Genomic DNA, 24753 nt, shown 5'->3' on the forward strand with positions numbered 1-24753 from the left:
CGCGTTACTTCTTTACCGCCAACCACCGATCGATAATGCTCTGATACTCACCGGTCGCTTTGGACAGGTGCAGCCACTGATCCACATAGAGTTTCCAGCTCAAATCATCACGCGGCAGCATGTAGGCCTTCTCGCCGTACTGCATCGGTTTTTTGGGATTAACCGCGCACAGCTTCGGATAACGTTTTTGCTGATACAGCGCCTCGGAGGCGTCGGTGATCATCACATCGGCTTTCTTGTCGACCAACTGCTGGAAAATCCCCACGTTATCATGGGTCAACGTCAGCTTGGCTTTGGGCAGATAGGCATGCACGAAGGCTTCGTTGGTACCACCCGCCGGCTCCAGCAGGCGCACGGAGGGTTTATTGATCTGGTCGATGGTGCGGTATTTCTTCACATCAGTGCAGCGCACCAGCGGGATCTTGCCGTCGGTATCCAGCATGTCGGCGAAGAACACCTGCCTTTGCCGCTGTAGCGTGACGGAAATACCGCCCATGGCAATGTCGCATTTACCGGCAACAAAATCCGGTGTCAGGGTTTTCCAACTGGTTTTCACCCATTTCACCTTGGCTCCCAGACTCTTGGCCAGCGATTCCGCCATGTCGATATCAATGCCTTCATAGCTGCCGTCTTCTTTCAGGAAGGTGTAGGGCTTGTAATCACCGGTGGTGCACACTTCCAGTGCGCCTTGTTGTATCACCTTATCCAGGTGCGACTGGGCGCTGGCGCTCCCGGCGGCTATCAGTAGTGCGAGAGGTAATAACTTTTTCATCGGCGTCCTTTTTATACATTCGTGGTTTTATGCGCGCTTTAGCCGTTCATTGTTGCTGACTTGCGCGAGTTACCCACTTTTTATGCCATTAGCAGGTGGAAACGTTCGGCATTGCTGCTGTGCGCTTCACAACCTCGGCGGGGGAAGGGTATCCACAGTCAAAAAACTGATAGGCTGTAACGTCAACATTTATTAACACAGTTTACAGGTGGCTATGTACAACATTGACGATTTTGATATGAAAATCCTGACGCTGTTACAGGCCAATGGTCGCCTGACCAATCAGGAACTGAGCGATCTGGTGGGGCTGTCGGCTTCCCAGTGTTCCCGGCGGCGTATCAGCCTGGAGCAGGCGCAGCTGATCCGCGGCTACCATGCACGGCTGGCACCGGAGGCCGTTGGGCTGGGGCTGGTGGGGCTGATAGAAGTCAGCCTGACCCAACACGGTCAGGAGCAGATCGACAGTTTCCACCAGATGCTGGAAGAAGTGGACGCTATTCTTGACGCCTATAAAACTACCGGCGATGCCGATTATCTGCTGAAGGTGGCGGTGGCAGACCTGCCGGCGCTGGATGACCTGATTAGCCAGACGCTCTCGCGGCACAAAAGCGTGGCGCATATCAAAACGGCGGTGGTGCTCAATCGAATCAAGGAAAATGGTTTGCTGCCGGTGGCGAGATAAAGCTAAAACCGATCGCCGTTTTCCGTCTATATTAGGAACATAACGCTGTGCCCGACCCACAATAATCCAGGAGAACAACCCGTGTTCCAGAACGTTGATGCCTATGCAGGTGACCCGATCCTGTCGCTGATGGAAAAATTCAAAAAAGACCCCCGTGCGCACAAGGTTAACCTGAGTATCGGCCTTTACTATGATGAGCAGGGCATTATCCCGCAGATGAAAGCGGTGGCCGCAGCGGAAACGCAGCTGAATAGCGCGGATCACGGTGCGTCAGTATACCTGCCGATGGAAGGCCTGCTGCCTTACCGTACTGCCATTCAGCACTTGTTGTTCGGTGCCGAGCACCCGATGTTGCAACAAGGCCGCATCGCCACCATTCAGACCGTGGGCGGTTCTGGCGCGCTGAAAGTCGGTGCCGACTTCCTGAAAAGCTACTTCCCGGATTCGCAGGTGTGGGTCAGCGATCCGACCTGGGAAAACCACATCGCCATCTTTGGCGGTGCCGGCTTCAAGGTGAACACCTATCCGTACTTCGACAGTGAAAGTCTGGGCGTGAAGTTTGACGCCATGCTGAGCGCGTTGAAACAACTGCCGAAGCACAGCATCGCGCTGCTGCACCCGTGTTGCCATAATCCGACCGGTTCTGACTTGTCCAATGCTCAGTGGGATGAAGTGGTCAAGGTGATCGCCGAACGTGAACTGATCCCGTTCCTCGATATCGCCTATCAGGGCTTTGGCGGCGGCATTAATGAAGATGCTTATGCCATTCGCTCTATCGCCGCCGCCGGTCTGCCATGCCTGGTGAGTAATTCGTTCTCGAAAATCTTCTCGCTGTATGGCGAACGCGTTGGCGGTCTGTCGGTGGTTTGCGAAAGCGAAGAGGCGGCCGGGCGCGTACTGGGCCAACTGAAGGCCACGGTACGTCGCAACTATTCCAGCCCGCCGAATTTCGGTGCGCAGGTGGTAGCGAAGGTGCTGAACGATACGCAACTGAAGGCCCAATGGCTGGCAGAAGTGGAAACCATGCGCACCCGTATTCTTGAGATGCGTAAAACGCTGGTGGAAGCGCTGAAAGTTGCTCTGCCACAGCGTAACTTCGATTACCTGCTGGAACAGCGCGGCATGTTCAGTTACACCGGCTTCAGCGCGGCACAGGTTGATCGCCTGCGTGAAGAGTTCGGCGTGTACCTAATCCACAGCGGCCGTGTTTGCATGGCCGGCCTGAACCATAACAACGTGCATCAGGTGGCCGAGGCGTTTGCCGCAGTGCAGTAATATTGTTAGGGTGAATTAACGTTCATCGTAATGCGAAGGGAGCGATAGCGATATCGCTCCCTTTTTTGTTGTCGGTTTGCCGCCGGAGTTGCCGCAAACTGGATAGAGAATATACTGATTGAGGGGCGCTCACTCATGTGGCATCAGCAAACGCTAATCCTCAGCGCAAAAGCGCGTGGTTTTCATCTGGTTACCGAAGAGATTACCGACCAGCTAACCCACTTACACCGCCTGCAAACTGGCCTGTTGCATCTGTTGTTGCAACATACCTCGGCCTCGCTGACGCTGAACGAGAACTGCGATCCTACGGTGCGAGCCGACATGGAGCAGCATTTCCTGCGTCAGGTGCCAGAGAACGCACCCTATCAGCACGACTATGAAGGGCCGGACGACATGCCGGCACACATCAAATCCTCTCTGTTGGGCACGTCCTTGACGCTGCCTGTCGGTCACGGGCGACTGATGCTGGGCACATGGCAGGGAATTTGGCTGGGGGAGCACCGCATTCACGGCGGTTCACGCCGTGTTGTGGCCACGTTACAGGGGGAATAACCCAATGAATAACACAGCACTGCTGGAATACTGCATGGCGAAGCCGGGCGCGGAACAGAGCGATCAGAACCAGTGGCAGGCCAGTCAGATCAAAGTCGGCGACGTGATGTTCGCCATGGTGTGCGAGGTGCAGGGGCGGCCGGCGCTGGCGGTTAAATCCAGTCCGGAACTGGCGGAAAGCCTGCGGGAACACCATCCGGAGATTGTCGCCTGCGAGCGGCTGAACAAAGCGCACTGGAATACGGTGTTTCTCGACGGCAACTTGCCCAACTCGCAGTTTTATACCCTGATCGACAGTTCATATCAGTTGGTGCTTGAAGGGTTACCTGACCACGTGCGCCAGGAACTGCGCGCTTAAGCATTGAGGGCAGGCGTGTCGCCTGCCTTTTCCCATAACTCATCCTTTCTTTTGTCGGCCAAATTGTGATCTCGACTCGATAATGGGAACGTTCCCCGTTGATTGTCTGCCGGAAACGGCTAGGCTTTTATACTCGATAAACCACCAGACCAAAGGATGCCGTCAGATGGCCATGAGTGAAGAGAAACGCAAGATGATTGCCGGTGAGCTGTATGACGCCGGTGACGAGTTACTGCGCAGCGAGCGCAAACGAGCACGCCAGTTGGTACACCATTACAACCATTCTTCCCCGGACGAGGCTGACCTGCGTAAACAGGGGTTGGCCGAGCTGCTGGGCCGGTATCAGGGAGGAACCATCGAGCCGACTTTTCGCTGCGATTACGGTTACAACATTTTCCTGGGTAAAAACTTCTACGCCAATTTTGACTGCGTGATCCTCGACGTGTGTGAAGTGCATATCGGTGATAACTGCATGCTGGCACCGGGAGTGCATATCTATACCGCTACCCATCCGCTGGATGCGGAAACCCGCGTTGGCGGGGCGGAGTTCGGCAAACCGGTGCACATTGGCGACAACGTGTGGATTGGCGGTCGGGCGGTGATTAACCCTGGCGTGACTCTGGGGGATAACGTGGTGGTGGCATCCGGGGCGGTGGTCACTAAAGATGTGCCGGCCAACTGCGTGGTCGGCGGCAACCCGGCACGGGTGATTAAACAACTGTAAGCAAAAATCGGGCGCCACAATGAATGGCGCCCTTAGAGTTAAGCTCGCAGCGAGTTGATATCCACCACGAAACGGTATTTTACGTCGCTTTTCAGCATCCGCTCGTAGGCCTGGTTGATCTGCTGCATCGGGATCAGTTCGATGTCTGAGGTAATACCGTGCTGACCACAGAAATCCAGCATCTCCTGGGTTTCTGCAATACCGCCGATCAGCGAACCGGCGATGCGGCGGCGCTTCATAATCAGGTTAAACACCTGCGGTGATGGATGGTCGTGTTCCGGCGCACCAACCAGCGTCAGGGTGCCGTCGCGATGCAGCAGGTTAAGGAACGGGTTCAGATCGTGCTGGGCGGCCACCGTGTTAAGAATAAAGTCGAAGCTGTTGGTGTGCTGCGCCATCTCTTCCGGGTTGCGGGAGATCACCACTTCGTGGGCTCCGAGGCGCTTGGCGTCCTCCACTTTGGACTGAGATGTAGTGAACAGCACCACATGCGCGCCCATCGCCCGGGCCAATTTGACGCCCATATGCCCCAGCCCACCGAGACCCACGATGCCGACCTTTTTACCGGGACCGGCCCCCCATTGGCGCAACGGGGAGTAAGTGGTAATACCGGCGCACAGCAGCGGAGCTACACCGGCCGGATCGAGATTTTCCGGCACCCGCAGTACAAAGTCCTGATCCACCACCATCGCGGTTGAATAGCCACCGTAGGTGATGGCGCCGGTTTGCCGATCCTGACCGTTATAGGTGCCGGTAAAGCCGTTTTCACAGTATTGCTCCAGCCCTTCCTCACAGCTCGGACAGCTACGGCAGGAATCCACCATGCAACCCACGCCGACCAAATCGCCGACCTGATAACGTGAAACATGGTTGCCGACGGCGCTCACGCGGCCAACAATTTCGTGGCCGGGCACCACCGGGAAAATCGTGTTGCTCCATTCGTTGCGGGCCTGGTGCAGATCAGAATGGCAAACGCCACAGAACAGAACGTTGATTTGTACATCGTGGTCGCGCAGGACGCGCGGCGTGTAATCAAAAGGAACGAGCGCGGACTTGGCGTCGTGCGCGGCATAGGCGTGCGTAATGTTCATGGTCACTCCAGTCATCAGTGGGTAGGGCATGGCTTCCGGCAGCAGGATACCGGTGAGACGCGGCCTGAATACAGCAGGTGGCCACAGAGGGAACATTGATGATAAAAGCTGCGAGCGGGGAGGGAAATGCCTGAAAATGTCTAAATCTTGCCTGTTTCTGTTCAATTTGAGCGAAACAGGAAATAGCGCGGGCCATCACAGGAACGGCCCGCCGGGCAGGGATTATTTCTTCTTCAGTAACGGCTTGAGGAAGCGTGCGGTATGCGAAGCTTCACAGTTAGCCACGGTTTCCGGCGTACCGGCAACCAGGATCTCGCCGCCGCCGCTGCCGCCTTCCGGCCCCAGGTCGACAATCCAGTCCGCGGTTTTAATCACGTCCAGGTTGTGCTCAATCACCACGATGGTATTGCCCTGATCGCGCAGTTGATGCAGCACCGCCAGCAGTTGCTGGATATCGGCGAAGTGCAGACCGGTGGTCGGTTCATCCAGGATATACAGCGTTTGGCCGGTCCCGCGTTTTGACAGCTCACGAGCCAGTTTGACGCGCTGCGCCTCACCGCCGGACAGCGTGGTCGCCGACTGGCCGAGACGGATATACGATAGGCCAACTTCCATCAAGGTTTGCAGCTTGCGCGCCAACGCCGGGACTGCGTCGAAGAATTCACGTGCTTCCTCGATGGTCATCTCCAGCACTTCGTGAATGCTTTTGCCTTTGTACTTCACTTCCAGCGTTTCACGGTTATAGCGTTTGCCTTTGCACTGGTCGCACGGCACGTAGATGTCTGGCAGGAAGTGCATTTCCACCTTGATCACACCGTCGCCCTGGCAGGCTTCGCAGCGGCCGCCCTTAACGTTAAAGCTGAAACGGCCCGGGTTGTAGCCGCGGCTACGCGACTCGGGTACGCCGGCAAACAGCTCACGCACCGGAGTGAAGATACCGGTGTAGGTCGCCGGGTTAGATCGAGGAGTACGACCGATTGGGCTTTGATCGATGTCGATCACCTTGTCGAAATGCTCCAGGCCGGTCACTTCGCGGAACGGGGCCGGTTCGGCAAGGGTGGCACCGTTGAGCTGGCGCTGGGCGATCGGGAACAGCGTGTCGTTGATCAGCGTTGACTTGCCCGAGCCGGAAACCCCGGTAATGCAGGTAAACAGCCCCACCGGCAGCGTCAGCGTCACGTCTTTCAGGTTGTTGCCACGCGCACCGCTCAGTTTCAGCACCTTGGTCGGATCGGCCGGCACACGCTGCTCAGGAATGGCAATTTCGCGTTTGCCGCTGAGGAACTGGCCGGTCAGTGATTCCGGCTGCGCCATGATGTCTTCGACGGTGCCTTCTGCCACCACCTGGCCGCCGTGTACACCGGCACCGGGGCCGATGTCGATCACGTGATCGGCGGCGCGGATGGCATCTTCGTCATGCTCTACCACGATCACCGTGTTGCCGAGGTTGCGCAGATGGATCAGCGTTTCCAGCAGGCGTTCGTTGTCGCGCTGATGCAGGCCGATTGACGGTTCATCCAGGACGTACATCACGCCCACCAGGCCGGCACCAATCTGGCTAGCCAGACGGATGCGCTGCGCCTCACCGCCGGACAGGGTTTCCGCCGAGCGTGACAGTGATAGGTAGTTCAGGCCGACGTTCACCAGGAACTTCAGGCGATCGCCAATTTCCTTCAACACTTTCTCGGCAATCTGGGCGCGTTGACCACTGAGCTTCATGTTCTGGAAGAAGGTCATGGCGTGGCCGATGCTCAGATCGGAGATTTCCGGCAGCGTGGTGTCTTCAACGAACACGTTACGTGCTTCTTCACGCAGGCGGGTGCCGTGGCACGAGGCGCAAGGGCGGTTGCTGATAAACTTCGCCAGCTCTTCACGCACTGCGCTCGATTCGGTCTCTTTATAGCGGCGCTCCATGTTGTGCAGCACGCCTTCGAACGGATGGCGGCGCACGGTGGTGTCACCGCGATCGTTGATGTATTTGAATTCGATGGTCTCTTTGCCGGAGCCGCTCAGTACCGCTTTCTGCACGTTGGCATCCAGGCTGTTGAACGGCGCTTCGACGTCGAACGCGTAATGCTCTGCCAGTGAACGCAGCATCTGGAAGTAATAGAAGTTACGGCGATCCCAGCCGCGGATCGCACCGCCGGCCAGCGAAAGCTCGGGGTTCTGTACCACACGCTCCGGATCGAAGAACTGCTGTACCCCCAGGCCGTCACAGGTCGGACAGGCACCGGCCGGGTTGTTGAACGAGAATAGCCGTGGCTCCAGTTCGCGCATGCTGTAGCCGCAGATGGGGCAGGCGAAGTTGGCGGAGAACAGCAGCTCATCGGCTTTTGTATCGTCCATATCAGCCACTACCGCAGTGCCGCCGGACAGTTCCAGCGCAGTCTCAAAGGACTCCGCCAGGCGCTGTGACAGATCGTCACGGACCTTGAAGCGATCGACCACCACTTCGATGGTGTGCTTCTTCTGCAATTCCAGCTTTGGCGGATCGGAAAGATCGCAGACTTCGCCGTCGATACGCGCACGGATGTAGCCCTGGGTCGCCAGGTTTTCCAGCGTTTTGGTGTGCTCACCCTTGCGGTCTTTCACCACCGGGGCCAGCAACATCAGACGTTTGCCTTCCGGCTGGTTGAGCACGTTGTCCACCATCTGGCTGACGGTTTGCGCGGCCAGCGGCACATGGTGCTCCGGGCAGCGTGGCTCACCGACGCGGGCAAATAGCAGGCGCAGATAATCGTGGATCTCGGTGATGGTACCGACCGTGGATCGCGGGTTATGTGAGGTCGACTTCTGTTCAATGGAGATTGCCGGTGACAGACCTTCAATGTGGTCGACGTCCGGCTTTTCCATCAGCGAAAGGAACTGGCGTGCATAGGCGGAGAGCGACTCGACGTAGCGACGCTGCCCTTCGGCATACAGAGTATCAAAGGCCAGCGAGGACTTGCCTGAACCGGACAAACCGGTGACGACGATCAGCTTGTCACGCGGGATAATCAGGTTGATGTTTTTGAGATTATGGGTCCGAGCACCACGAACTTCGATATTGTCCATTTACACTTCCCGTCTTGATGATACACCGCGCCTGTCTGGGTGATTTACGGGCGATTTTGTGATCAAACGCGCAAAAAACCGGCACAGCCAGTACGAAACGCATAATTATGACACAAAAAAACCTGAATGAATATCCAGTACACGAATGCAATCAGGTCGATAGAAAGGACAATTCTGGAATACAATACGCAGTTATCAACACGGGTGTCGTTTCGGGCTGAGCGTGTTAAACTTACTCGTTTATACTGTGTAAAAATCAATCATCAGGAGAGTTCTCATGGCCAGCAGAGGCGTAAACAAAGTAATTCTGGTCGGGAATCTGGGCCAAGACCCAGAAGTCCGTTACATGCCGAATGGCGGCGCAGTGGCCAACATTACCCTGGCAACCTCCGAAAGCTGGCGTGACAAGGCGACTGGCGAGCAGAAAGAAAAGACCGAGTGGCACCGCGTGGTGCTGTTCGGCAAGCTGGCTGAAGTTGCGGGCGAATATCTGCGTAAAGGTTCCCAGGTGTATATCGAGGGCGCTCTGCAGACCCGTAAATGGACCGATCAGGCTGGCGTAGAAAAATACACCACTGAGATCGTTGTGAACGTTGGCGGCACCATGCAGATGCTGGGCGGCCGTCAAGGCGGCGGTGCACCTGCAGGCGGCGGCCAGGCTTCCGGTGGTCAGGGTGGCCAGGGCGGTTGGGGTCAACCTCAGCAGCCACAGGGCGGCAACCAGTTCAGCGGTGGCCAGCAGGCTCGCCCAGCGCAGAACAACGCGCCGGCAGCCAGCAGCAACGAACCACCAATGGACTTCGACGACGATATTCCTTTCTGATATCAGGTTGTCTGAAGCCGATGAAAAAGCCCCGAGAGGGGCTTTTTTGTGTTTAAGGGATAGCGCTTTCACGCCAGAGTCACGGCTCGACGGGGGAGCCTTTGGCCTTTTCTGGTACTGGCGTACTCCTGGTTTTATCCATTGCCAGCTGTTTGCGGCCCTGTTCGTCCATGATGAGGCGATAAGCGATGTAGTACTTATAGATGTTACTGACATAGGTCACTGTCTCGGCCCCGATCCGCTCGGCGGCCAGGTATTCCACGTTGCCAAACCAGACATTGGGGTTAAAACCGCGCTTCTCACTTTCGGTTCGCAGACGGGCGATACGGGCCGGTCCGGCGTTGTAGGAGGCAAATGAGAACAGCACTTTGTCGAGGGGGGTCATCGGTTCGTCAGCGTAGTAGCGATCAATCATCCAGCGCATGTATTTCACCCCGGCATTGATATTGGGATCCAGCTTGCGGATGTCACCGACTTTCAGTTCCTTACCTGTGCTCGGCATCACTTGCATCACCCCGATGGCTCCTACCCGGCTACGGACCGACTGGTTGAGGCGCGACTCCTGATAACCCTGAGCCACCATCAGCAACCAGTCCACATCATATTGATCGCCGTATTTTCTGAACACGTCTACCAGCGCCAGCATCTTGCTGCGTTCTCTCTCTGCCGCCGCATTTTTGACATATTTGGCGCTCTTCAGGTAGCGCAACAGGAGGGTGTTGCCCAATTTGCTGCCCTGGCGGTTGTCCTTGACGAAGTCATTAAGCAGGGCGAGCAACTGCGGACTCTCCTTGCGAACGGCCCAGGCGATGTTGGCATCGTCACGCAGCACCACATTTTCGTGCACCTGAATTTTGGGGAAAACCTGTTTCCAGAACAGGGCCTTGTGGCGATCGACCACGATAAGCGGGATCAGACCGGCGTTCAGCATCTCGATCAGGTCTTCATCTTCGAGCGATTCAGGAGCTGCTTCCAGGGTCATGAGCGGAAGTGACTCTTTGGCAAAGCGCGCGTTAAGGGCCAGCAGGCTTTCGTGATAGCTCGATGAAAAACGCACAAAAACCGTCTTGCCGGAGAGTTGCTCCAGGTTTTCTACCTTCGGCGACGCGGGGCCAGAGAGCAACAGTTCCTGAACTTTAGGGTAAAGAGGCGTGGTGAAGGCCACTAGTTCCTGACGTGCGGGAGTGACCGTGAGGTTGGCAGCAATGATGTCACCTCTGCCTTCGTTGAGTGCCGTGAGTAGCTGATCGCGCGCTACCGGCACAAAGATGATGCGCACCTTCAGATGGCGTTGTTTGAGCTTTTTATCCTTCGCCAACTTGAGATTGAGGTTGCGATCGAACTCGATAAATATGTCATGGGTGAGGCCACGCTGAGTGCCCTTGACGGTGAAGAAAAAGGTTTTGCTGTAGGTGGTCAACACCCGGATCACCCGTCGGTCGAGCATGCCGGGAAAATCTCCTTTCCAGGGCTGCATGATGTCGACCATTTTGACTTCCAGTGCCTCTCGCTCCTCCTGCGCCGGCGGCTTTTCCTTCACCGGAGCTGCATGCACCGAACTGACGAACAGCATGGCCGTGATACATGCCAGGCAGGCGACTAGCAATCGTTGAGAAGAGAAGGCATTCATGGAAGACACTCCGAATGGTGCGTCTTTTCATTGTAGTCAAACTAAAAAAGCCCCGAGAGGGGCTTTTTAATTATCTGGGGATATTAAGCCGAGAAGCCGCCGTCAATGCTCAGGCTGGCGCCGGTGATATAACCTGCCTCGGGGCCAACCAGGTAGGCGACGAAGCTGGCAATCTCTTCATCCTTGCCGTAACGGCTGATCGCCATCATCGCTTTCAACTGCTCGGCAAAATCGCTGTTGGCCGGGTTCATATCGGTATCTACCGGGCCGGGCTGCACGTTATTGACGGTAATGCCGCGCGGGCCGAGATCGCGAGCCATACCCTTGGTCAGACCGACCAGCGCAGATTTGCTCATTGCATACACCGCGCCGCCGGCAAATGGCATACGTTCGGCGTTGGTGCTGCCAATATTGATGATGCGGCCACCGTCATTCATATGGCGCGCCGCTTCCTGGCTGGCGACGAACACGCTGCGTACGTTAACCGCCAGCGTACGGTCCAAATCTTCCAGCGGCAGTTCTTCGGTGCTGCCCATGGCCAGCACACCGGCGTTGTTCACCAAAATATCCAGATTGCCCAGACTGTTTACTGCCTGGCGTACCGCCTGCTGCAGAGCCGCGGCATCGGCACTGTCTGCCTTGATGGCCAAAGCCTTGCCGCCGGCAGAAGTGATTTCGCTGACCAATGCGTCGGCTTTATCGGCAGAGGCGACATAGGTAAATGCCACGGCGGCACCTTCGCGCGCCAGGCGTTTGGCGATGGCGGCACCGATACCGCGTGAACCGCCCTGAATGAATGCGACTTTGCCTTGCAGAGAGAGAGTTGCGGACATGATGTTTCTCCAGAGTGGGATTAGGTTAATAAAGCTACCGGTCCAGTATCGGAGAAACGCGAATTGGGAACTAGCCACAAAGAGCTATAATCAGCTTAAACCAATGGTTTGAAATCGACGGAATAAATTATGCTCGGGCATCTGGAGTGCTTTGTCAGTAGCGCAGAGAGTGGCAGTTTTTCTGCCGCCGGTCGCAAGCTGGGGATCAGTTCTGCGGCGGTGGGGAAGAACGTTACCAAACTGGAGTCGTTGGTGGGGGTGCGGCTATTCCAGCGCAATACGCGCAAATTGACCCTGACCGAAGAGGGCGAACGTTTTTTGCAGGAGGTCAGCGGGGGATTGCTGTCGATCCAGTGCGCCTTGAAAGGCCTGAGCAGTAGCGGTGGGGTCGCGGCGGGCACACTGAAGGTCAGTATGGGCACAGCTTTCGGCCTGCATTTTGTCTTGCCGATGCTGCCGGACTTCCTTGCCCATTATCCGGCGATTGTTCCAGACTGGCATTTTGATAATCGTCAGGTTGATCTGATTGGCGAGCATTTTGACGCGGCAATGGGCGGCGGTATCGAGCTGGCTCAGGGGATGATCGCCCGCGAACTGGCACCGGCACACGGTGTGCTGGTGGCTTCGACGGCGTATCTGCAACAACATCCGCCGCTTCAGCAGCCGGAACAGTTGGCGAGTCATGCGGGTATTTTTATTCGCTCACCGCAAACCGGGCGCATCCGTAATCTGCCGCTGCGCAATGCGGATAACGAGCAGCACGCGCCGACCATGACGATAAAAATGACGGTCAATGAGCCGGAAGCGGCGGCACGGGCTGCCGAAATGGGGCTGGGCATTGGGCTGATCAGCATGCCGAACGCTCTGCCTTATCTGGAGAGTGGCCGCCTGGTGCGAGTCTTGCCTGGCTGGTATGTCGATCGCGGTAGCGTGCGCCTGTACTTCCCCACCACCAAATTCCTGCCGACCAAAACCCGGGTATTTGTCGATTACATCACCGAACAATTCCGTCTGCAAAAGCTGGCGACACGCTTTGACGCGCGTTAGAAACGAGAAAAGCCCCTTTCGGGGCTTCATTCTTCCGTCAGTTGACTGTCTGACGATCAGTTGAAGATTTCTGCGGTGCCGTACAGTTTGTTCTGGCCACCGGCGGAGATGATGCGGTAAGAGTTGGCGCCTGATGCTGCGGCTTTGTTGGCCAGTTCAGTTTCCAGCGTGCTCAGGTTAGAAGCGCCGCTAACGGACACCACACCGATTTTCTGGGCATTAGCCGCAGGCTGGTTAGTCGGCTGATCGGCAGCAACGCTGGCGAAAGAGGCGGTAGTCAGTAGCAGAGCAGTAGCAAAAATTTTGATGTTTTTCATGATTCAATCCTCAGGGTATTTTTTAGGTGAGAGGCTGTTCCCTCTCGATGTGATAGATAATAGGCTGAAGCGATTGAATAGAAAATCGGAGAGTTTTGATAATCTCAATCAAATAAATTGACTTATTTTTTGAGCGCAGTTATTCCCGCTGGCGTGCGGCAAAATTCGCCACTACCCTTTAGGGCAGCAATATCCTTAAAGGAGCAAGTGGCATGTCAGTCAACGCGTTTATCGGTAGCTGGTCATTGGTATCTTCCGTGTTCAAAGGGGAAGACGGCAAGGTCAATCACCCGCTGGGCGAGCAGGTGTTGGGTCGCATTAACTACGAGCCCAATGGCACCATGGCGGCGCAGCTCTACAGCGCCACCCGGCCACGTTTTGCCGCCGAGGATCTGGCGCAGGGCACCGGGCAGGAAACCCACGCCGCTTTTATCAATATGATTTGTTATTTTGGTCGCTATCAGGTGGATGAGAGCGACCAGCGGATAGTGCATCAGGTTGAAGGTAGCTCGTTCCCCAATTGGATCGGTAGCCGACAGGTGCGCTTTTATCATTTCACCGGCGATCGCCTCCAGCTTCGCACTGTACCGTTGCAGCTTGGCAACGGCGTGCAGATCGGCGAACTGGTGTGGCAACGGATAGGAGCCACCTTATGATCACTGTTCACCATCTGAATAACTCACGTTCGCAACGCATCCTGTGGTTTTTGGAAGAATTGGATGTGCCCTATCAGGTGCAGCGCTACCAGCGCGATCCGCAAACCATGCTGGCGCCCCCGGAGTTGAAGAGGATCCATCCGCTGGGCAAGTCGCCGGTAATCGTCGATGGCGATCTGACGCTGGCGGAGTCCGGCGCCATTATTGAATACCTGCAGGAAGCCTATGATGCACAGGGGCAGTTTATGCCGACGGACTACCACGCCCGTCAGCAGTTCCGATATTGGCTGCATTATGCCGAAGGTTCGCTAATGCCGCTGCTGGTGATGAAACTGGTCTTTAGCCGGCTGGGGCAACCGCCGATCCCCTGGTTGTTGCGGCCGGTGGCAGGGGCCATTGGCAAAGGGGTGCAGCGGGAGTATCTGGATAAGCAGATCGCGCCGCATTGCGACTATCTGGAACAGCACCTGAACAAAAGTACCTGGTTTGTCGGCAACGAGTTCAGCGCGGCGGATATCCAGATGAGTTTCCCACTGGAAGCAATGGCGGCACGCGGTGCATTGGACGGTTGCCCTAAGCTGCGCGGTTATCTGCAGCGCATTCATACACGCCCGGCCTACCAGCGGGCGCTCGAGCAGGGTGGGCCTTATGACCTGCTGAGCTGAGGGAATGGGCTATACTCGATGAGGTCAACCTTCATCGGAGGTAGCCCATGGCTACGCAAATTTTTGTTAACCTGCCGGTGGGCGATCTGCCCGCATCGGTGGCGTTTTTCACCCAGTTGGGCTTTAGCTTCAACCCACAGTTTACCGATGACACCGCCGCCTGCATGGTGGTCAGCGACAGTATCTATGTGATGCTGCTGACCCACGACAAATTCAAAATGTTCACCCCGAATCCGATTGGCGACGCCAGGAAGGCGACCGAGGTTTTGCTGTGCCTGTCGCAGCCCGATCGGGCTGCGGTGGACGCTCTGGTGCGCAAGGCGATTGCCGCCGGGGGCAACACCTATAACCAGCCACAAGATTACGGCTTTATGTACGGCCACGGTTTCCAGGATTTGGACGGTCATATCTGGGAACTGATGTACATGGATGAAAAGGCCGCACAGGCTCAGTAACCCTTTTGCCCTCCGTTCGGGGGGCTTTCCCATCAGATTTACCTATGTGACAAATACCGTCTTTTCGATAATGATGGATCCCAATACTTTTCTGCATAAATTGCCGCGATCTTTGGTTGATCAGAGGGTATATAAGGCTGGATAATCGTTTGCCTTGAATAAACCACCGCAAATCACCCGCATCACGCATTGAGAGTTAATCGTTTGCCTTTGTGAGCGCCGCCAGTTGGCGACGTGAGTAAAGTACCGGAAAGCAAACGATACCTTACAAAACAGGCGTGAGCGGAATAACAAGCCTTTGAAACGGGCTGGCAATGAAACACAGGGGACAGCAACATGTCGAATTCTCAAGCGAATAACGCCGTTAAACCAAAAGGCGGGCTTGATGGCTATTTTAATATTTCTGCGCGTGGCAGCAGCGTACGTCAGGAAGTGGTGGCGGGGTTAACCACCTTCCTGGCGATGGTTTACTCGGTGATCGTGGTGCCGAGCATGCTGGGCAAGGCCGGTTTCCCGCCAACGGCGGTGTTTGTTGCCACCTGTCTGGTCGCCGGTCTGGGCTCGCTGCTGATGGGATTATGGGCGAATTTGCCGATGGCCATCGGCTGTGCGATTTCACTGACGGCTTTCACCGCCTTTAGCCTGGTGCTGGGCCAACACATCAGCATTCCAGTGGCGTTGGGCGCGGTATTCCTGATGGGCGTGCTGTTTACCATTATCTCGATAACCGGCATCCGCGCCTGGATCCTGCGTAATCTGCCGATGGGCGTGGCGCACGGTACCGGCATTGGTATCGGCCTGTTCCTGTTGCTGATCGCCGCTAACGGCGTGGGCCTGGTGGTGAAGAACCCACTGGATGGCCTGCCGGTGGCGCTGGGCGCCTTCACTTCATTCCCGGTGGTGATGACGCTGCTCGGGCTGGCGGTGATTTTTGGTCTGGAGAAACTGCGCGTGCCGGGCGGTATCCTGTTGGTGATTATCGCCATTTCGGTAATTGGCCTGGTGTTTGACCCGGCGGTGAAATATCAGGGTCTGTTTGCCATGCCAAGCCTGGCGGATGCCAACGGCCATTCGCTGATCTTCAGCCTGGATATCATGGGGGCATTGCAGCCGTTAGTATTGCCAAGCGTGCTGGCGCTGGTGATGACGGCAGTATTTGACGCCACCGGCACTATCCGTGCGGTGGCCGGTCAGGCCAATCTGCTGGATAAAGACGGGCAGATTATCAACGGCGGCAAAGCGCTGACTTCGGACTCCCTGAGCAGCATTTTCTCCGGTCTGGTGGGCGCAGCCCCGGCGGCGGTGTATATCGAATCTGCCGCAGGGACTGCAGCAGGCGGTAAAACCGGCCTGACTGCGACCGTGGTCGGTCTGTTGTTCCTGATGATCCTGTTCCTGTCACCGTTATCTTATCTGGTGCCGATTTACGCGACCGCACCGGCGCTGATGTATGTGGGCCTGCTGATGCTGAGCAACGTCACCAAGCTGGACTTCAACGACTTTGTTGATGCGATGTCCGGCCTGCTGTGCGCGGTGTTTATCGTACTGACCTGTAATATCGTCACCGGCATCATGCTGGGCTTTAGCTCACTGGTGATTGGCCGTATCTTCTCCGGTGAATGGCGTCGGTTGAATATCGGCACCGTGCTGATCGCCGTAGCCCTGGTGGCGTTCTATGCCGGCGGTTGGGCAATCTAATCGGTTTGTCGTTTCCCCCGTCGCTTCGGCGGGGGATGTTTTATCCCCATTTCTACTTCAGATAAGTCTCCTTCTGCCGTTACTGCATTTTGAATGGCACAACAAGCTTTAACCGCTGTAAAAAAAGTGATCTACTATCGGGGGCATACTCCGGCTATGTGCTGTTGTGGTTTGAACCCTAGAGTCTAAGGAAAGCATGGAAATCTTTTTTACAATCCTCATCTTAATTTTGGTGGTCTCCCTGTCCGGGGTGGTGACGCGTATGTTGCCGTTCCAGGTACCGCTGCCGTTAATGCAAATCGGTATCGGGGCGCTGCTGGCCTGGCCACATTTCGGGCTGCACGTCGATTTTGATCCCGAACTGTTTCTGGTGCTGTTTATCCCGCCGTTGCTGTTTGCCGATGGCTGGAAAACCCCAACCCGCGAATTCTTGCACCACGGCCGTGAAATCCTTGGTCTGGCGCTGGTGCTGGTGCTGATTACCGTGGTCGGCGTGGGTTACCTGATTTACGCCATGGTGCCGGGGATCCCGCTGGTTGCGGCGTTTGCGCTGGCGGCGGTACTGTCGCCCACCGATGCCGTGGCGCTGTCCGGTATCGTCGGTAAAGGGCGTATTCCGAAGCCGATCATGGGTGTGTTGGAGGGCGAGGCGCTGATGAACGACGCGTCCGGCCTGGTTTCACTCAAATTTGCCATTGCGGTGGCGATGGGCACCATGGTGTTTACCGTGGGTGGCGCGACCCTCGAGTTTCTTAAGGTGGCGATTGGTGGCCTGCTGGCTGGCGTGGCGGTCACCTGGCTCTACAGTAAGTCGTTGCGCGTAATGAGCCGCTGGAGTGGTGACGACCCGGCGACACAAATCGTGTTCCTGCTGTTATTGCCGTTTGCCTCTTACCTGATTGCCGAACACATTGGCGTCTCCGGTATCCTGGCTGCGGTCGCCGCGGGGATGACCATCAGCCAGTCCGGCGTGATCCGCAACGCACCACTGGCGATGCGTCTGCGTGCGAACAGCGTCTGGGCGATGCTGGAATTTGTATTCAACGGCATGGTATTCATCATGTTGGGTCTGCAACTGCCGGGGATCCTGGAAACCTCCATCCTGCAGGCGGAACTGGATCCGACCATTCAGACCTGGTACCTGTTTGCCGATGTCGCCATTATCTACGGCGCGTTATTGATATTACGTTTCACCTGGCTGTGGCTGATGAAAAACGCCAGCCGCCGCTTTATGAAAAAACGGCCGTTGCAGTTTGGTGATTTCACCACGCGTGAACTGTGGGTGGCGTCGTTCGCCGGGGTACGCGGGGCGATTACGCTGGCCGGTGTGCTGTCTATTCCACTGCTGCTGAGTGACGGTAGCGCCTTCCCGGCGCGCTATCAGTTGGTGTTTATCGCCGCCGGTGTGATCCTGCTTTCGCTGATTGCCGGTGTCATGGCGCTGCCGCTGTTGTTGCGCGGCGTACAGGTGGCAGACAAGAGCGTCAGCAAGAGTGAAGAGCGGATGGCGATTGCCATGGCGGCTGAGGTGGCGATCGAAAGCATCAACAAAATGGAAGAACGCCTGGCTGTCGATACCGAGGAAAATATCGATCCGCAGGTGCTGAAAGAAATCAGTTCGCGGGTGGTGGGGGCGCTACGGCGGCGTATCACCACCAAAGACGATATCGAGAATGCGCTGATGCTGGAAAACCTCGAGCGGCGCTTCCGCCTGACGGCGCTGCGTGCTGAACGTGGTGAGTTGTATCACCTGCGCGCCACGCAGAAAATCAGCAATGAGACGCTGCAAAAACTGTTGCACGATCTCGACCTGCTGGAAGCGCTGTTGATAGAGCGCGAAGGCTAATACCCACGGGGCCGCAGATGCGGCCCCGTTCATTTCACCGGCGGCCAGTAGTCGCGACAGCAGGCTATCCAGGCCTGGGCGCTGTGCGACAGGTAACTGCCCTGGCGCCAGATCAACCCGACTTTCCATTCCATACGTGGCTCCAGCGGTAGCCAGAGCAGGCTTTCTTTATCCAGCCACTGGCAGACCGGTTCCGGCAGGGTGGCGATACCGACCCCTGCCTGCACCATCGACGCCAGAAAATCCCATTGCCCGCTGCGCACTGCTATCTGTGGCTCAAAACCGGCCTGACGGAAGGCTTTCATCAGCATTTTGTAGAGCGCAAAGTCTTCGTTATAAAGCAGGATCGGCCAGTTGGCCAATTCATTGATATTGATGCTGGTGCGGTTCAGCCAGTGGGATGTGCGCGGTGTGACCACGCACATCGGGTGAGCGAGTAATGGCAGGAAGGTCAGTGGCTGATCGGAATCAACCGGCAGAATAGTCATTGCCAGATCCAGTTCACCGGACATCACCGCCTGCTCAACCGACAGCCCGCCCAGCTCTGAGATTTTCAGCTCGATACCGGGATAGGTCTGGCGGAACTGACGGATCAAATCGGCAATCTGCCGGCCAACCATCGGCGGAATACCCAGCCGCAGCACCCCTTTTTTTACCGAACTGATGTCTTCCAGCTCCGCCTCCAGCTGGCGGAATTCATCGATAATCGCCAGACCGCGCTGATACACCGCCTGGCCGCTGTCGGTCAGGTGCAGCTTGCGCCCTTCGCGGATCAGCAGCGTGCACTCCAGCTCCTCTTCCAGATGGCGCAGCATCTTGCTGATGGTCGGCTGGGTGACGAACAATTTTTCGGCCGCGCGGGTAAAGCTTTGTTGCCGCACTACTTCGACGAAGTAGCGCAAAGTGCGGACATCCACGTTGGGTTCTCCTCAGGGACAATACCCTCGGGAAATTATTCCCTGATGGCATGATGTTGATAATTTTAATTCATTTCATGGGAGGTTTCCTGGCTGCGTATACTGTAAACCGTGAATTTTTGTTTAAGGTCATCTTTCATGTTACTGGCGTTACGCCATGCTGCTCCCTCTTTGCTGGCCCGCTTGCAGGTGCCGATCCAGGTTGTCTTATACGCGGTGTTATTTTTGATTGCCGATCGGCTGGTGCAACAGTTTCATCTGCCGCTGCCCGCCAATATTATCGGCATGTTAATGCTGTTGGCGCTGATCTTGCTGCGTATTCTGCCGTTGAACTGGGTCAGGGCGGGTTCTCGCTGGCTGCTGGCCGAGATGCTGTTGTTCTTCGTCCCGGCGGTGGTGGCGGTGGTTAACTATGCCCAACTGCTGATGGTAGAAGGCTGGAAGATTTTCCTGGTGATTGCGGTCAGCACTACGCTGACGTTGGGCGCGACGGGTCTGGTGGTCGATCGGGTCTATCGACTGGAAGTCTGGCTGCAGCGGCGAAAACAGCGCGATGAATGATTTTACCCTTAGCATCGCCTGCTTTCTGGTGACGCTGGCGCTGTACTTCGCCAATAAAAAACTCTACCGCCGCCGCCGTACCTTACTGCTGATGCCACTGGTGCTGACCCCGATGATCCTGGTGCTGTTGCTGGTGGTCACCCATATTTCGTACCAGGATTACATTGGCGAAACTCACTGGTTGCTGTGGCTGTTGGGGCCGGCCACTATCGCCTTCGCGGTGCCGGTGTACGAGAATCTGCATATCATTCGTCGCCATTGGCTGTCGCTCAGCGCCGGGGTGCTGACGGCGGTGCTGGTGGCGGTTTACAGCTCGGTGTGGCTGGCACGCCTGCTGACATTGCCGGAAGAGGTGCAACGCAGTCTGGCGGTGCGATCCATCACCACGCCGTTTGCCCTGGAAGCCGCCAAACAGATGGGCGGGCAGGCGGATCTGGTGGCGCTGTTCGTGGTGATCACCGGGGTGTTCGGCATGGCGGTGGGGGACATGCTGTTCCTGCGGTTGGCGGTGCGCAGCAGTCTGGCTAAAGGTGCCGGGCTCGGGGCATCGTCGCACGGTGCCGGTACCGCGAAAGCTTATGAGATGGGGCAGGAAGAAGGCGTCGTCTCCAGCCTGGTGATGATGTTGGCGGGGATTATCACAGTGATTGCCGCCCCACTGATAGGGCAACTGATGTGGTAAGCCTGCGGTTGTATCGCCGATGGAGGGCCATATCGACATGGCCCTCATTATCCGCTTTGTCAGGCCGTTGCAGCGGTCTTGATCAGTTCTACCACCAACGGGGAGAGCTCGTTACGTAATGCCGCACGTTCAGACTGGAACAGCGTGGCAGCGTAAAAACGGTGCCCCGGCAATTCCACTGACCGCACGTCACCTTCGCTGTCATGCCCGCTGATAATCAGCGGATGCCGCTGTAAATCGGAAACAAACTCCGGGTTAACGCCGAAGTTACAGTGGTAGCCTTCATGTGTTTCCAGCTTGCCGTAGACACGGGCGGCCAGCGTATTCGGTTGGAAAAGAATGGCACCGCTTTTTTCGACCAGCGAACAACTCAGCGGAGCAATCACCAACCGGCCACCGCTGTCGGTTTCCGCATGTCCGGCATCGTGCCAGCCCATGACGTTACGGGCGTATTCCACAATCGCATACTGGAAGCCACCGCAGGAGCCGAGGAAGGGGACGTTCTGCTCACGGGCATGGCGGATCGCCATAAAGGCACCGTCGTCATGATTATACGGGCTGCCGGGCACCACCCAGATCGCATCATAGCCTTGCAGTACCGAGGGGGCAGTAATGGTTGCTGTGGGCAGCCAGTGAGATTGGATATCGACGTTAAGGTGTGTGGCGGTAAGCTGGAGAGCAATTGGGATGGCCTGGTGAGAAACGGCCTCGGGTTTGTAGTCACCGACCAGAGCAATGCGAACTTGAGCTTTCATCATTTCCTTTTCCTGTGCGGGTAAAAAAGGAGATTACAGTAAAGCCGAACGCCAATCTGTAGTTTTCTAAATGCGGCGCACAAAAAAGCCCGGCGTTGGCCGGGCCTTGGTTTGGGGTTTGGCTCAGTACAGCGACGGGGCGCCTGCCGGCCGGGTTTTGAAGCGACGATGCAGCCACATATACTGCTCTGGCGCGCGCATGATCTCTTTCTCAACCACTTTATTCATGTAAGCCGCGGCGGCGATCTCGTCGCTGATAGGGTAATTTTCCAGTGCCGGTTGGATCAACAGATCATATCCACGGCCTTTCTCGCGACGGATCAGCACCACCGGCACCAGCGCAGGCTTGGCCAGGCGTGCCAGCATATAGGTCCCGCTGGTGGTTGCGGCCTGATCGACGGCGAACAGCGGAGCAAACACGCTGCCACGTGGGCCGTAGTCTTGGTCCGGAGCGAACCACACGGCTTCACCGCGTTTAAGAGCCTGAACCATGCCGCGCAGGTCTTTGCGATCGAGCATGGCCTTGTTGGAACGCATACGGCCTTTGGTTTGTGCCCATTCCATTGCTTTATTGTTGTGCGGGCGGTACATCGCCATCATTGGCTGACACAGGCCCATGGCACGGCCACCCAACTCCAGCGACATAAAGTGCACGCCAATCACCAGCACGCCGCGTTGATTCTGCTGGGCTGCTTTCAGATGATTGATACCGGAAACGTTGAACCAGCGTTTGACGCGTTTATCTGACCAGAACCAGGCCATACCGGTTTCCAGCAGGCCCATGCCGAGGGATTCGAAGTTACCTGTCACTTTGTGTTCGCGCTGCGCCACGTCCATGTCCGGGAAGCACAGTTCCAGATTACGACGAGTAATGGAAACCCGGCGCTTCAGGAATCTCATCGAGGTGCGGCCCATCCAAATACCGAGTTTGTGCAGCACCGGGTAGGGGAGTTGAACCAGTAAGAACAGAAAGGCCAAGCCGAACCAGGTAAGCCAGTAGCGCGGATGCAGTAGGGCCATTTTGAATTTTTGCGGACGCTTCATATGAACTCATTTATGCATTAATTAGGGGCAGCAACCTGTAACGCACAAGGATCCCCTCAATTGCGATACGACCACTCAGACACCCAGACATCACTATCGTTTAGCCAGATTCCATAATTGACTAAATCTTTACACTCGAAGGGCGGTTCGCGCTGCTATCAGGCTTCGGAGGGATGCTGTAGGCCCGCGAAGGCGGCTCCAGGAATGTATATTGTAACACAGAATATGGTCTGATAAGGAGGAGTGGCATGCGAATATTCTTATTCGCATTGACATCACTTTGGCAGAAGACCCAATAAGAAAAAGGCGCCGCCTCTTGCGAGGTTGCGCCTTTTCAACATGCAAACTGACTAGTATCAGTTCATGCCGTATTTTTTCAATTTCTTACGCAGCGTACCACGGTTGATGCCCATCATCAGGGCGGCACGGGTCTGGTTGCCACGGGTGTATTGCATCACCATGTCCAACAGTGGCTGTTCAACTTCAGCCAATACCAGCTCATACAGATCGTTAACGTCTTGACCGTTCAGTTGAGCAAAATAGTTCTTCAGTGCTTGTTTCACCGAGTCACGCAGAGGCTTTTGAGTCACTTGGTCCTGTGAGTTCACGGTAGAAACGGTCAGTACGTCAGAATTTACGCGTTGTTCGAACATAGTTCTGTCAGCTCTTTTTTGTTACGCAAGATTTTCGAAATATGCCTCCAACGCCTCCAGCTGTTCGCTGGCATCCTCTATGGCGTTGAATGTGCGCCGAAACTGGTCATTCGGGGCGTGCTCCTGGAGATACCAGGATACGTGCTTACGAGCAATCCGGAATCCCTTGCCTTGGCCGTAAAAGCCGTGCAATTCCCGAATATGCCCTATCAACAAACGCTTAACCTCGCCAAGCGGCGGAGGGGGCAGCAGTTCCCCAGTGTCCAGATAATGCTGGATTTCCCGGAAGATCCAGGGTCTCCCCTGAGCAGCGCGGCCTATCATCAGGGCATCAGCCCCAGTGTAGTCGAGCACTGCTCTGGCTTTATGCGGGTCAGTAATGTCGCCATTCGCGATAATCGGAATGGAAACACTCTGCTTAACTGCCCGAATGCTGTCGTACTCCGCGTTGCCGTTGAACAGGCAGGCACGGGTTCGGCCATGAATCGTCAGGGCCTGTATACCACAGTCTTCGGCCAGTTGGGCAATCTCTACACAGTTACGGTGTTCTGGTTCCCAGCCGGTGCGAATCTTAAGTGTTACCGGCACATCCACAGCGTTAACTACCGCGTGGAGGATCTGTTTAACCAAATCCGGGTACTGCAACAATGCAGACCCTGCAAGCTTCCGGTTCACTTTCTTGGCCGGGCAACCCATATTGATGTCGATGATTTGTGCGCCACTGGCCACGTTAATACGCGCCGCAGCGGCCATATCATCTGGATCACATCCGGCAATCTGCACGGAACGGATCCCTGGTTCATCACTATGGACCATACGCAGACGCGACTTATCCGTCCGCCACACCTCCGGATTGGAGGAGAGCATTTCGGATACAGCCATCCCAGCACCCATTGCATGACATAGGGCTCTAAATGGGCGATCTGTAATGCCGGCCATCGGGGCCGCAATCAAGCAATTTGTAAGCTGGTGGTGTCCAATGCGCATAGACAAAGAGTAACCATACTGTGTCCGCAAGGGCGCGTATATTACGCATTTTTGCGTTGAGATGAAAGGCCAAACTTTGACCAATCAGGCGCTATTTGGCAATAAAAATGCACCTCGTCAGGATCTATAAAAATATTATATATATTTAACAATGAGTTGACGAAATGTGGTTATTTTGCGTGCAATAAAATATTCCCCACACAACAGAATTTTATCTGTAATGAGTCTCGATTCAGCTGGATATTGACAGTATTTCAGGGCATTTATCAGGGTATTCCATTGAGAATAGGCACAATTACGTTGAAGTTGCGTGGTGAGGGTTTTGGTATAAAGCGGTCTGGTTCACCACCGGCTATGACACCGGCGGTGAAGTCTTCCCTATAGCCTTAGTCGATGATAACGCGGCCATTCAGCGGCTGTAGCGGGCGATTGTTCGCATGTTGAACTGCGGTGCGGAATTGGGCGATCTGCTCGGCAGATGCGCTGACGGGCTTATCCAGTACCATCCAGCTTACGCCTTCAGAACAGGGGGAGTGGTCAACGAACCGCTGAACCGATAGAAGTTAAACCCTTTTTGGCAGCAGGATTTTGATATCCAGCGGTGTAGTCAGTACCGCAGTCTGACCGACGGCTGTCGGCATCTGCTGCCAGGCCCGCGCCTGCAGCAGAATACGCT

25 protein-coding genes and 1 pseudogene are annotated in these 24753 nt (G+C 56.0%); 14 read left to right on the forward strand and 12 right to left on the reverse strand.

What is annotated here, in order from left to right; all coding sequences use genetic code 11:
• Window positions 1–4: 4 nt before the first annotated feature.
• Window positions 5–772, reverse strand: coding sequence for a transporter substrate-binding domain-containing protein (locus F8R23_RS16145; RefSeq protein ID WP_099063585.1), 768 nt, complete (start codon window positions 770–772; stop codon window positions 5–7).
• Between the two features lie 214 nt (window positions 773–986).
• On the opposite strand from F8R23_RS16145, the gene F8R23_RS16150 reads away from it, so the two are divergent.
• The 5 genes from F8R23_RS16150 to maa all read left to right on the forward strand — a co-directional run bounded on the left by F8R23_RS16150 (window position 987) and on the right by maa (window position 4363).
• Entirely contained in the window at window positions 987–1454 is a 468-nt protein-coding gene (locus tag F8R23_RS16150; RefSeq protein ID WP_099063584.1) for an Lrp/AsnC family transcriptional regulator, read from the forward strand.
• An 81-nt stretch (window positions 1455–1535) separates the two neighbouring features.
• Complete coding sequence (locus F8R23_RS16155; protein WP_129937210.1) at window positions 1536–2729, forward strand: amino acid aminotransferase; 1194 nt, start codon at window positions 1536–1538, stop codon at window positions 2727–2729.
• Between the two features lie 135 nt (window positions 2730–2864).
• Window positions 2865–3281, forward strand: a complete 417-nt coding sequence (locus tag F8R23_RS16160) for a secondary thiamine-phosphate synthase enzyme YjbQ (RefSeq protein WP_017894193.1) — start codon at window positions 2865–2867, stop codon at window positions 3279–3281.
• Between the two features lie 4 nt (window positions 3282–3285).
• Window positions 3286–3639 carry an MmcQ/YjbR family DNA-binding protein gene (locus F8R23_RS16165; RefSeq protein ID WP_012147137.1) on the forward strand — a complete coding sequence of 118 codons (354 nt, stop codon included), beginning with the start codon at window positions 3286–3288 and terminating at the stop codon, window positions 3637–3639.
• Window positions 3640–3805: 166 nt separating this feature from the next.
• Window positions 3806–4363, forward strand: coding sequence for a maltose O-acetyltransferase (gene maa, locus F8R23_RS16170; protein ID WP_112347164.1), 558 nt, complete (start codon window positions 3806–3808; stop codon window positions 4361–4363).
• Window positions 4364–4401: 38 nt separating this feature from the next.
• On the opposite strand, the gene F8R23_RS16175 is transcribed toward maa, so the two are convergent.
• Together F8R23_RS16175 and uvrA are read right to left on the reverse strand one after the other, a co-directional pair.
• Window positions 4402–5454 (reverse strand): NAD(P)-dependent alcohol dehydrogenase, encoded by a 1053-nt coding sequence (locus F8R23_RS16175; RefSeq protein WP_099063616.1) that lies wholly within the window; start codon window positions 5452–5454, stop codon window positions 4402–4404.
• A 222-nt stretch (window positions 5455–5676) separates the two neighbouring features.
• A complete protein-coding gene (uvrA, locus tag F8R23_RS16180; protein WP_112347163.1) occupies window positions 5677–8508 on the reverse strand; it encodes an excinuclease ABC subunit UvrA in 2832 nt (943 codons plus the stop codon).
• Between the two features lie 277 nt (window positions 8509–8785).
• On the opposite strand from uvrA, the gene ssb1 reads away from it, so the two are divergent.
• Complete coding sequence (ssb1, locus tag F8R23_RS16185; RefSeq protein ID WP_085119715.1) at window positions 8786–9331, forward strand: single-stranded DNA-binding protein SSB1; 546 nt, start codon at window positions 8786–8788, stop codon at window positions 9329–9331.
• Between the two features lie 79 nt (window positions 9332–9410).
• On the opposite strand, the gene F8R23_RS16190 is transcribed toward ssb1, so the two are convergent.
• Together F8R23_RS16190 and F8R23_RS16195 are read right to left on the reverse strand one after the other, a co-directional pair.
• On the reverse strand, window positions 9411–10961 hold the full coding sequence (locus tag F8R23_RS16190) for an MltF family protein (RefSeq protein ID WP_129937213.1): 1551 nt from the start codon (window positions 10959–10961) through the stop codon (window positions 9411–9413).
• An 83-nt stretch (window positions 10962–11044) separates the two neighbouring features.
• Window positions 11045–11794 (reverse strand): 3-oxoacyl-ACP reductase family protein, encoded by a 750-nt coding sequence (locus F8R23_RS16195; RefSeq protein ID WP_129937214.1) that lies wholly within the window; start codon window positions 11792–11794, stop codon window positions 11045–11047.
• Between the two features lie 129 nt (window positions 11795–11923).
• Here F8R23_RS16195 and F8R23_RS16200 point away from each other — a divergent pair, with 129 nt between their 5' ends.
• Window positions 11924–12841 carry a LysR family transcriptional regulator gene (locus F8R23_RS16200; protein WP_129937215.1) on the forward strand — a complete coding sequence of 306 codons (918 nt, stop codon included), beginning with the start codon at window positions 11924–11926 and terminating at the stop codon, window positions 12839–12841.
• 56 nt (window positions 12842–12897) lie between these two features.
• Here F8R23_RS16200 and bhsA read toward each other — a convergent pair whose 3' ends face one another.
• Window positions 12898–13158: a multiple stress resistance protein BhsA gene (bhsA, locus tag F8R23_RS16205; protein WP_112347154.1), complete on the reverse strand. Its 261-nt coding sequence runs from the start codon at window positions 13156–13158 to the stop codon at window positions 12898–12900.
• Window positions 13159–13370: 212 nt separating this feature from the next.
• On the opposite strand from bhsA, the gene F8R23_RS16210 reads away from it, so the two are divergent.
• From F8R23_RS16210 to F8R23_RS16230, 5 genes are all read left to right on the forward strand, one after another.
• On the forward strand, window positions 13371–13814 hold the full coding sequence (locus F8R23_RS16210) for a lipocalin-like domain-containing protein (RefSeq protein WP_112347153.1): 444 nt from the start codon (window positions 13371–13373) through the stop codon (window positions 13812–13814).
• The gene (locus F8R23_RS16215; RefSeq protein WP_112347152.1) at window positions 13811–14479 is read left to right on the forward strand and encodes a glutathione S-transferase family protein; all 669 of its coding nucleotides are present in this window, start codon (window positions 13811–13813) and stop codon (window positions 14477–14479) included. Before F8R23_RS16210 ends, F8R23_RS16215 begins: the two co-directional genes overlap by 4 nt.
• A 47-nt stretch (window positions 14480–14526) precedes the next feature.
• Complete coding sequence (locus F8R23_RS16220; protein WP_112347151.1) at window positions 14527–14934, forward strand: VOC family protein; 408 nt, start codon at window positions 14527–14529, stop codon at window positions 14932–14934.
• 336 nt (window positions 14935–15270) lie between these two features.
• The gene (locus F8R23_RS16225) at window positions 15271–16632 is read left to right on the forward strand and encodes an NCS2 family permease (RefSeq protein ID WP_112347150.1); all 1362 of its coding nucleotides are present in this window, start codon (window positions 15271–15273) and stop codon (window positions 16630–16632) included.
• Window positions 16633–16828: 196 nt separating this feature from the next.
• Window positions 16829–18478 (forward strand): Na+/H+ antiporter, encoded by a 1650-nt coding sequence (locus F8R23_RS16230; protein WP_099063571.1) that lies wholly within the window; start codon window positions 16829–16831, stop codon window positions 18476–18478.
• A gap of 29 nt (window positions 18479–18507) precedes the next feature.
• On the opposite strand, the gene F8R23_RS16235 is transcribed toward F8R23_RS16230, so the two are convergent.
• Window positions 18508–19395 (reverse strand): LysR family transcriptional regulator, encoded by an 888-nt coding sequence (locus tag F8R23_RS16235; protein WP_112347149.1) that lies wholly within the window; start codon window positions 19393–19395, stop codon window positions 18508–18510.
• Between the two features lie 138 nt (window positions 19396–19533).
• Here F8R23_RS16235 and F8R23_RS16240 point away from each other — a divergent pair, with 138 nt between their 5' ends.
• Together F8R23_RS16240 and F8R23_RS16245 are read left to right on the forward strand one after the other, a co-directional pair.
• Window positions 19534–19956 carry a CidA/LrgA family protein gene (locus F8R23_RS16240; RefSeq protein WP_099063569.1) on the forward strand — a complete coding sequence of 141 codons (423 nt, stop codon included), beginning with the start codon at window positions 19534–19536 and terminating at the stop codon, window positions 19954–19956.
• Window positions 19949–20638, forward strand: a complete 690-nt coding sequence (locus F8R23_RS16245) for an LrgB family protein (protein WP_112347148.1) — start codon at window positions 19949–19951, stop codon at window positions 20636–20638. Before F8R23_RS16240 ends, F8R23_RS16245 begins: the two co-directional genes overlap by 8 nt.
• Before the next feature lie 59 nt (window positions 20639–20697).
• Here the strand turns inward: F8R23_RS16245 and F8R23_RS16250 are convergent, their stop codons facing one another.
• The 5 genes and pseudogenes from F8R23_RS16250 to F8R23_RS16270 all read right to left on the reverse strand — a co-directional run.
• A complete protein-coding gene (locus tag F8R23_RS16250) occupies window positions 20698–21396 on the reverse strand; it encodes a CTP synthase C-terminal region-related (seleno)protein (protein ID WP_422917688.1) in 699 nt (232 codons plus the stop codon).
• A 120-nt stretch (window positions 21397–21516) separates the two neighbouring features.
• On the reverse strand, window positions 21517–22437 hold the full coding sequence (gene lpxP / locus F8R23_RS16255; RefSeq protein ID WP_151415812.1) for a kdo(2)-lipid IV(A) palmitoleoyltransferase: 921 nt from the start codon (window positions 22435–22437) through the stop codon (window positions 21517–21519).
• 356 nt (window positions 22438–22793) lie between these two features.
• Window positions 22794–23090, reverse strand: coding sequence for a DNA-binding transcriptional regulator Fis (fis, locus tag F8R23_RS16260; protein ID WP_000462905.1), 297 nt, complete (start codon window positions 23088–23090; stop codon window positions 22794–22796).
• Window positions 23091–23111: 21 nt separating this feature from the next.
• Window positions 23112–24077 (reverse strand): tRNA dihydrouridine synthase DusB, encoded by a 966-nt coding sequence (gene dusB / locus F8R23_RS16265; protein WP_037410551.1) that lies wholly within the window; start codon window positions 24075–24077, stop codon window positions 23112–23114.
• Window positions 24078–24463: 386 nt separating this feature from the next.
• Window positions 24464–24736, reverse strand: a pseudogene (locus tag F8R23_RS16270) (carbonic anhydrase family protein); the annotation flags it as partial.
• Between the last annotated feature and the right edge of the window lie 17 nt (window positions 24737–24753).

This window comes from Serratia proteamaculans (assembly GCF_008830365.1).
GTDB classification, from domain to species: domain Bacteria; phylum Pseudomonadota; class Gammaproteobacteria; order Enterobacterales; family Enterobacteriaceae; genus Serratia; species Serratia proteamaculans.

What these genes read in the sequence shown, in the direction of transcription:
- uvrA (WP_112347163.1), bottom strand. Translation starts at nt 8,508, where the DNA reads ATGGACAATATCGAAGTTCGTGGTGCTCGGACCCATAATCTCAAAAAC.
- maa (WP_112347164.1), top strand. Translation starts at nt 3,806, where the DNA reads ATGGCCATGAGTGAAGAGAAACGCAAGATGATTGCCGGTGAGCTGTAT.
- F8R23_RS16210 (WP_112347153.1), top strand. Translation starts at nt 13,371, where the DNA reads ATGTCAGTCAACGCGTTTATCGGTAGCTGGTCATTGGTATCTTCCGTG.
- bhsA (WP_112347154.1), bottom strand. Translation starts at nt 13,158, where the DNA reads ATGAAAAACATCAAAATTTTTGCTACTGCTCTGCTACTGACTACCGCC.
- F8R23_RS16245 (WP_112347148.1), top strand. Translation starts at nt 19,949, where the DNA reads ATGAATGATTTTACCCTTAGCATCGCCTGCTTTCTGGTGACGCTGGCG.
- fis (WP_000462905.1), bottom strand. Translation starts at nt 23,090, where the DNA reads ATGTTCGAACAACGCGTAAATTCTGACGTACTGACCGTTTCTACCGTG.
- F8R23_RS16160 (WP_017894193.1), top strand. Translation starts at nt 2,865, where the DNA reads ATGTGGCATCAGCAAACGCTAATCCTCAGCGCAAAAGCGCGTGGTTTT.
- ssb1 (WP_085119715.1), top strand. Translation starts at nt 8,786, where the DNA reads ATGGCCAGCAGAGGCGTAAACAAAGTAATTCTGGTCGGGAATCTGGGC.
- F8R23_RS16215 (WP_112347152.1), top strand. Translation starts at nt 13,811, where the DNA reads ATGATCACTGTTCACCATCTGAATAACTCACGTTCGCAACGCATCCTG.
- F8R23_RS16200 (WP_129937215.1), top strand. Translation starts at nt 11,924, where the DNA reads ATGCTCGGGCATCTGGAGTGCTTTGTCAGTAGCGCAGAGAGTGGCAGT.
- F8R23_RS16190 (WP_129937213.1), bottom strand. Translation starts at nt 10,961, where the DNA reads ATGAATGCCTTCTCTTCTCAACGATTGCTAGTCGCCTGCCTGGCATGT.
- F8R23_RS16230 (WP_099063571.1), top strand. Translation starts at nt 16,829, where the DNA reads ATGGAAATCTTTTTTACAATCCTCATCTTAATTTTGGTGGTCTCCCTG.
- F8R23_RS16145 (WP_099063585.1), bottom strand. Translation starts at nt 772, where the DNA reads ATGAAAAAGTTATTACCTCTCGCACTACTGATAGCCGCCGGGAGCGCC.
- F8R23_RS16220 (WP_112347151.1), top strand. Translation starts at nt 14,527, where the DNA reads ATGGCTACGCAAATTTTTGTTAACCTGCCGGTGGGCGATCTGCCCGCA.
- F8R23_RS16165 (WP_012147137.1), top strand. Translation starts at nt 3,286, where the DNA reads ATGAATAACACAGCACTGCTGGAATACTGCATGGCGAAGCCGGGCGCG.
- lpxP (WP_151415812.1), bottom strand. Translation starts at nt 22,437, where the DNA reads ATGAAGCGTCCGCAAAAATTCAAAATGGCCCTACTGCATCCGCGCTAC.
- F8R23_RS16240 (WP_099063569.1), top strand. Translation starts at nt 19,534, where the DNA reads ATGTTACTGGCGTTACGCCATGCTGCTCCCTCTTTGCTGGCCCGCTTG.
- F8R23_RS16250 (WP_422917688.1), bottom strand. Translation starts at nt 21,396, where the DNA reads ATGATGAAAGCTCAAGTTCGCATTGCTCTGGTCGGTGACTACAAACCC.
- F8R23_RS16195 (WP_129937214.1), bottom strand. Translation starts at nt 11,794, where the DNA reads ATGTCCGCAACTCTCTCTCTGCAAGGCAAAGTCGCATTCATTCAGGGC.
- F8R23_RS16175 (WP_099063616.1), bottom strand. Translation starts at nt 5,454, where the DNA reads ATGAACATTACGCACGCCTATGCCGCGCACGACGCCAAGTCCGCGCTC.
- dusB (WP_037410551.1), bottom strand. Translation starts at nt 24,077, where the DNA reads ATGCGCATTGGACACCACCAGCTTACAAATTGCTTGATTGCGGCCCCG.
- F8R23_RS16150 (WP_099063584.1), top strand. Translation starts at nt 987, where the DNA reads ATGTACAACATTGACGATTTTGATATGAAAATCCTGACGCTGTTACAG.
- F8R23_RS16225 (WP_112347150.1), top strand. Translation starts at nt 15,271, where the DNA reads ATGTCGAATTCTCAAGCGAATAACGCCGTTAAACCAAAAGGCGGGCTT.